The following is a 5,480-nucleotide window of genomic DNA, read 5'->3' as shown; positions in this document are numbered from 1 at the left end:
ACCGGGAGCCGGTGTCCTCCATCGCCGAATTCCAGAGCCTGATGGGCAAGATCAAGAAAGGCGAAGCGATCCGGTTCCTGATGAAAAGACCCCGGGGCGGCTTCGTGGTCGCCAACATGACCAAATAATTTCTTTACGGGGCGGGGCCAACCTCCCGCCCCTTTCGGCGCGCCGCCCGCCCCGAACCCTCAGACAATCCTCGCCGAATCGTCCCGAGGCGGCTCGCCGATCCCCACAAACTCCGTCTCCTTCAGACATGCGCTGCAAAGCCGGTAAAACCGGACGGTGTCCCACAGGTTGTCTATCACCTCCTCGAGACGGTTGCGCAGGGTCAGGAAGCGTTTCTCCCCGAGACCGGGGCACTCGAAAACGGATTTCTGAACCCGGCAGCCGTATTCGCCTATAATCTTCACGGCGCGCCGCCGGGTCTTGTCGTCGACAATGTCGAAACACACCAGGTAAAACATTCAATGGTCCATGATGAACGGTTTGTAGGGCTTCCCCTCCTCGAGAAGGTGCTCGGCAAACCTTGCGGCCTGGCGATGAATCAGTTGCCTGTAGGCGGTTCGGCAGTCGTCCGGAGGGTAGTAAATTTCCCTGGCCATCATCTCTTCGTAGCTCGCGATGAAGGTTCTCATGATCGGCGGCTTCATCTCGACGGGGCGTTTTTCCTTCATATCCCGCTCGTCAACGAAGGTGTCCGGCGGATTCTTCCGGTATATGAAATCCCCGGGCGACAGCATTTTCCGGTTGACCAATCCGAGAACCATCCGGTCGCCGAGCAGACACCGATATTCCTCCACGAGGTCGCAGGCCAGGGAGGGGCGGCCGTAGCTGATCTCATGGAGCGCGCCCAGGTATGGATCGAGGCCGACGGCCTTGACCGCGGAGAGCACCTCGTTGGTTAACAGCGTGTAAACGAACGAGAGCATGGCATTGACCGGATCCAGCGGGGGACGCTTGTTCCGTCCGGTGAAGCGGAAGTCCGGATTTTTGATGAGACCGCCGAAGGCGCCGTAATAGATGCGGGTGCCGGCGCCCTCCAGGCCTCTCAATCGGTCGAGATCGGAGGTGCCCTCATCGCAGATATGCCGAATGGCACGGATTCGGGCCGAGGCGATGCGCAGGGCCTCGTCATCATACCGTCTGCCCCTGCTGATCAGGAACCGCGCCATGTTTTCCAGTTTTCCGGAGACGATGCCGGCGGCGACGGGCGGGCCGCCCACACCGCTCAATGTGAGGTATTGGGCGCGGCGCAACTGAACGTGCCGATGGACGTCGCCCCCCAGCCGTGCCCGGAAACGCCCGGTTGCCGTGATAAATACCGTCTCCACCCGCCGGTTGATCAGGAAATCGAGGACGCCGCCGGTGAGAGATACGTAACCCACCAGCATCAGGCGCTTCAATCCGTCCGCCGGAATCCGGTCCACCACCGCTTTCCCTTTGCAGATATTCAGGACCGCACCCTCCCGGCGCAGATAGCATCCCGGCTCGATAACATACAAGGATTCCATGGCATGACGCTCCTTTGTACCCATACCGCCGGCGCGGCATATTCCGGCTCGGATCGATATCCCCTCAGGTCACGAATATCAGGACCTGATCGATAGCCGCCTTGAGATTTTCCAAAGCACCGGAAAGATTTTCCACCTTCTCCGCTCTTCCAACCGAGGAGGCGTCGGTCCACCCATCCACATGCAGCAGCGGATGCCGGTACTTTGATATCCTGCTGAATTCGCAGAAGTCTCCGTCAAACGACATCAGGGAATGAATCCGCTGACATCCCATCGGTGTGCCCCTGAGACGACTCAGCTTGAAATCCACCAGATGGGGATTGTAATCCGGTACGCTTCCCATCAGGTAATGGAGGAGGCGTTTGGCCCGGGGCAGAAACCCGATGGTCTGCAGCAGGACGCGCTCCTCGCGCTGGGCCGGTGGCATGCCGTTTCTGCAGGCGGCGATCACCTGCCCAAGGGGTGGGCATTTTCTTTCCAGCGCGAAAAGCTCCGGGTAGGTTTCAGCCCAGGCCTTCCATCTCGGGTGGATGAGGGGAGGCCCTTTCCCGGGTGAAGAGGTGCTCTCCTTGAGCTGATCCGGCGACAGAAAGCGGACGTGCGAGAGGAAATCGAGCTGGGCACCCTGTGACCGATCGGCGCATTCCGGAAAACAGGAAACCTTTCCCGTGAGGCGATGAACCCCCAGGGGCAGCTTGATGAGATTGCCCAACCCCTTTCCGCCCAGACGGTCCTGTTTCGGAAAAACCTCCAGTGAGAATGCCGAAAGATCCCCGGCCAGGGTCTCCTGGAACCCCGTCAAAAAAAGCCTGACCGCATCGGCGGGCGCCGGAGGTTTGAAAAAGAACCAGAAATGAAATCCCTTTCCCCCGCTGAACTCCACCAGGGTCTCCGTTCCGGCTGCTTTGGCCAGCTCTTTCATACGGGATACCATGTAAACCTTCTCCCGGTGAATCCGGCGGCGGTTTTCCCCGGTCAGCGGCAATTTTCTGAACTCGTTTTTCAGGTCGGCATCGACGGCGCCGAAGGCGACGGTGTTGTCCTCCTTGAGAAGGTAAACGCCATAGGTCTTTCCCCCTTTCAGGTGATCCTCGACGTCCTGGGGCGACAATCCTCTTCGAACCGGCACGTATCCCTGTTTTCCGGCGGCCCTGTCCACCCACTGACGGGCGAACACGTCGCTTCTTCCCGAAAAAATGGAAAGGTAGCGCTCAATGCGTTCCTGCCGGCGTCGAAGGCGTTCAAAGGGACCGTCGGACGGCAATGCATCTTCGGAAACAGGCTGCTCGACCCGCTTTTCATCGCCGGCTTCCATAAACGGTTTCAGGACGCCGTCGTCAAGAAACGCTTTCGCGCTCGCCAGGACTTGGGCCAGTTCCTGATTCCGTCCCAACGCCGTGAGCAATTCGAGGCGAGCTTTCCATGCCGCCTCGTTGTCCGGCGTTTCCCGGTTTACGGCGGCGAGGATGGACAATGCCGTTTCGACCTCGCCGGCCATCTGGGCAAGGGCGGCCCATCGGACTTTCTGAGTCGGGTTCAGGTGCCGCCGGATATCCGACCTGGCGAGAAAAGAGCGGTCGCTTTCCGTCAATTCGCCTGCCAGCAAACGCTTTTCAACAGAGGCCAGCATCAGACGGAAGTCGGCGGCATCCGAGGACTGTTTTTTGAGGTCGGGAAGGTTCAAGATTGTCCCCTTTCTTCAGACGTTCACGTCAGGCGTGATTTCAGCTTGTCGAGCCCAGGGTAGTCGGGATGCTCCGTTTCGAGCTGACTCATCAGGGTCCGGGCGTTATCCGGAGCGCCGGACCGATAGGCCCCCAGGATCTGCCAGTACAGTCCTTCGGCATACACCTGGCCCCATTTCTCGGTAAAAAAATCACAGGCGCTTTTGCCGTGCTCGATGACCTTGTCGTACCCGCCGAGGAGATATTCAAGCCTGGCCAGCCGGACCAGCGTCTTGTGGCGGGAGCGGTTGTCGCGTTCGACGGCGTTGAGCAGAACAGCCCTGGCGCCGGCAAAATCCTCGAGGCTGATGCGCAGATCGGACTCGGTCCAGCGAACATAAGGCCTTCGGATTCTTTCAGGAAGTTTTTCGATTTCCTGAAGGCCTTTGGCTGGATTGTCCAGTGCGAGATAGGTGCGGGCCAGAAGTTCCCGAATAAAATCGACCGGCCCCGAGGAGCTGCATTTCAATGAAAACAGAAGCGCGTCCCTGGCCTCGCCAAACCGGCACATACTAAAATGGACCTTTCCCAGAGCGAAATACTTGAAGGTCATGGAAATGTGGTCGGTGCCGTTGTCCTCCGCAAGGCACTGCTTGAGCAGATCCAGGGCCTTCTGGGGTCTGCCGTTTTCCAGAACGGCCGACGCCCCCTGATAAAGGGCCTTGATGTAGTTCTTGCGTTCCTGGTGCCTGGCCTCCCGATCTTCGGACGAAAGGCTTTCCCAGTTCGAAATCGCCTTGAAAAACAGCGGCAGTGCCTGGGACGTTTTCCGTTCGATCTGCCGATACAACATGCCCTGGCGATAAAAGTTGGTCACGCCGTCCGGCCGGAGCGCCTGGGCCGCCGCAAAATGCCGGTGAGCCAGGTCGATGCGTTCATGTCGATTTTTGCCGCTCAGGAAGATTTCCTTGTTCTTCGCCGCGTAAAGGGAATTGTACGCTGTATAGGCTAAGGAGTTGTGCAGAAAGAAATTTTCGGGGTCGGCCTGAATACAGGCGTCCAGTTCACGGATAGCATCGTCAAAGCGGTTGATCTGTCCCAGGGCAAAGGCGATCTTCCGGCGGATGGATCCATCCCATCCGCTGCCGATCGTTTCGGGGACCTTCTCTTCGATGGGGTGGAAAAGAGTGATCGCATCCTCCCAACGCTTTTCACGAATCATGACCTCCAGCTCCGCAAGCACGCCTTTGGCCGCCTTTTTGGCTGCATCTTTTCTGACGGTCACCAGATCGTTCACCTGCAGGAATTCGTCTTCGACAATCCCGGTTTTTTCGTCATGGACCACAACACTGTCATCTGTTTCGGATGCTTTGTTCGGCACGTTCATCGAGACCTCCGTCGGGAATGGTTTGTCATTGTCGTTTCTGTATACCCTAACGGCATCACGGTGACTTTTTTCAGAAAATCCAAAAAAAATGTTGAAATGTGTTGTGGAGGACGCTTCGAAACCCGCCGGTTTCGAAGCGTCTTTGCGTTCAGCGCCGCGGCATCGGAACAGCGCCTTTTCCAGGCGGTTCAATCCCAACGTTTCAACAGCATCCAGAGTTTCTGTTCATTCCTGGAATACAACTTTCCAAGAAAGATAGCCGTTCTCAAATTCGGGCGGCACAGCCGAACCAGCTCCCTGAAATACAACATCGTCAATTCCCGGCCTCCTCTCCCTACCTGCTTTCACCTGCTTGAACATCGGAAAATGGATGTCCGTGCAGTCAGTCTTTCTGTCGTAAGCGTCGAAAGACGTGCACAGGATCAGTAACGGTGTGACTGGTGGATTTTTCAGAATAGTCCGGGAAAAATTTTGAGAGGGGTGGGGCAGGGTGAACAAAATACGCGGTTGTGCGCTTGGGCAATGTTTTGGATCGAGCCGATCACTCAGCTGTCGCGCCTGGGAATCAAAGTCTCAATCCCCTCGAATCGGGGCAATGGTTCAGACCTTTTTATGAAAAGTGCGGGAGCATTCGGCCGGGTGTGTCTCAATCCCCTCGAATCGGGGCAATGGTTCAGACACGAGAAGTGGCACATCAACACTCAACAGCCGTACTTGTCTCAATCCCCTCGAATCGGGGCAATGGTTCAGACTCAATTACATTATGGACACTGAATACAAATAAAAAAGGTAACTATTCAGCCCGGTTTTACCGGCTCCTTGAAGTTTAAAGGAGATCGTGTTCTTTGACAGTCGAATCTACTCGTTCAGGAAGTCGGGCAGTTTGCCCTCAAACAAAAGGCGTAATGCAATGCT

4 protein-coding genes are annotated in these 5,480 nt (G+C 56.9%); all 4 read right to left on the bottom strand.

The window, feature by feature from the left end; all coding sequences use genetic code 11:
* Nucleotides 1-188: 188 nt before the first annotated feature.
* A complete protein-coding gene (gene cas2 / locus AB7S84_RS16295; protein WP_020878019.1) occupies nucleotides 189-467 on the bottom strand; it encodes a CRISPR-associated endonuclease Cas2 in 279 nt (92 codons plus the stop codon).
* A complete protein-coding gene (gene cas1, locus AB7S84_RS16290) occupies nucleotides 468-1,514 on the bottom strand; it encodes a CRISPR-associated endonuclease Cas1 (RefSeq protein ID WP_020878020.1) in 1,047 nt (348 codons plus the stop codon).
* A 64-nt stretch (nucleotides 1,515-1,578) separates the two neighbouring features.
* Nucleotides 1,579-3,198 carry a CRISPR-associated primase-polymerase type A1 gene (locus tag AB7S84_RS16285; RefSeq protein WP_020878021.1) on the bottom strand — a complete coding sequence of 540 codons (1,620 nt, stop codon included), beginning with the start codon at nucleotides 3,196-3,198 and terminating at the stop codon, nucleotides 1,579-1,581.
* A 23-nt stretch (nucleotides 3,199-3,221) separates the two neighbouring features.
* Nucleotides 3,222-4,565, bottom strand: coding sequence for a tetratricopeptide repeat protein (locus tag AB7S84_RS16280; protein WP_428155771.1), 1,344 nt, complete (start codon nucleotides 4,563-4,565; stop codon nucleotides 3,222-3,224).
* Nucleotides 4,566-5,480 lie beyond the last annotated feature (915 nt).

Origin of the sequence: Desulfococcus sp., assembly GCF_050178255.1 — a bacterium.
Classification (GTDB): Bacteria; Desulfobacterota; Desulfobacteria; order Desulfobacterales; family Desulfococcaceae; genus Desulfococcus; species Desulfococcus multivorans.
This window is presented reverse-complemented; position numbering and strand designations above follow the sequence as displayed.

Coding starts and splice junctions, on each gene's coding strand:
- cas2 (WP_020878019.1), bottom strand. CDS start 467: ATGTTTTACCTGGTGTGTTTCGACATTGTCGACGACAAGACCCGGCGG.
- cas1 (WP_020878020.1), bottom strand. CDS start 1,514: ATGGAATCCTTGTATGTTATCGAGCCGGGATGCTATCTGCGCCGGGAG.
- AB7S84_RS16280 (WP_428155771.1), bottom strand. CDS start 4,565: ATGAACGTGCCGAACAAAGCATCCGAAACAGATGACAGTGTTGTGGTC.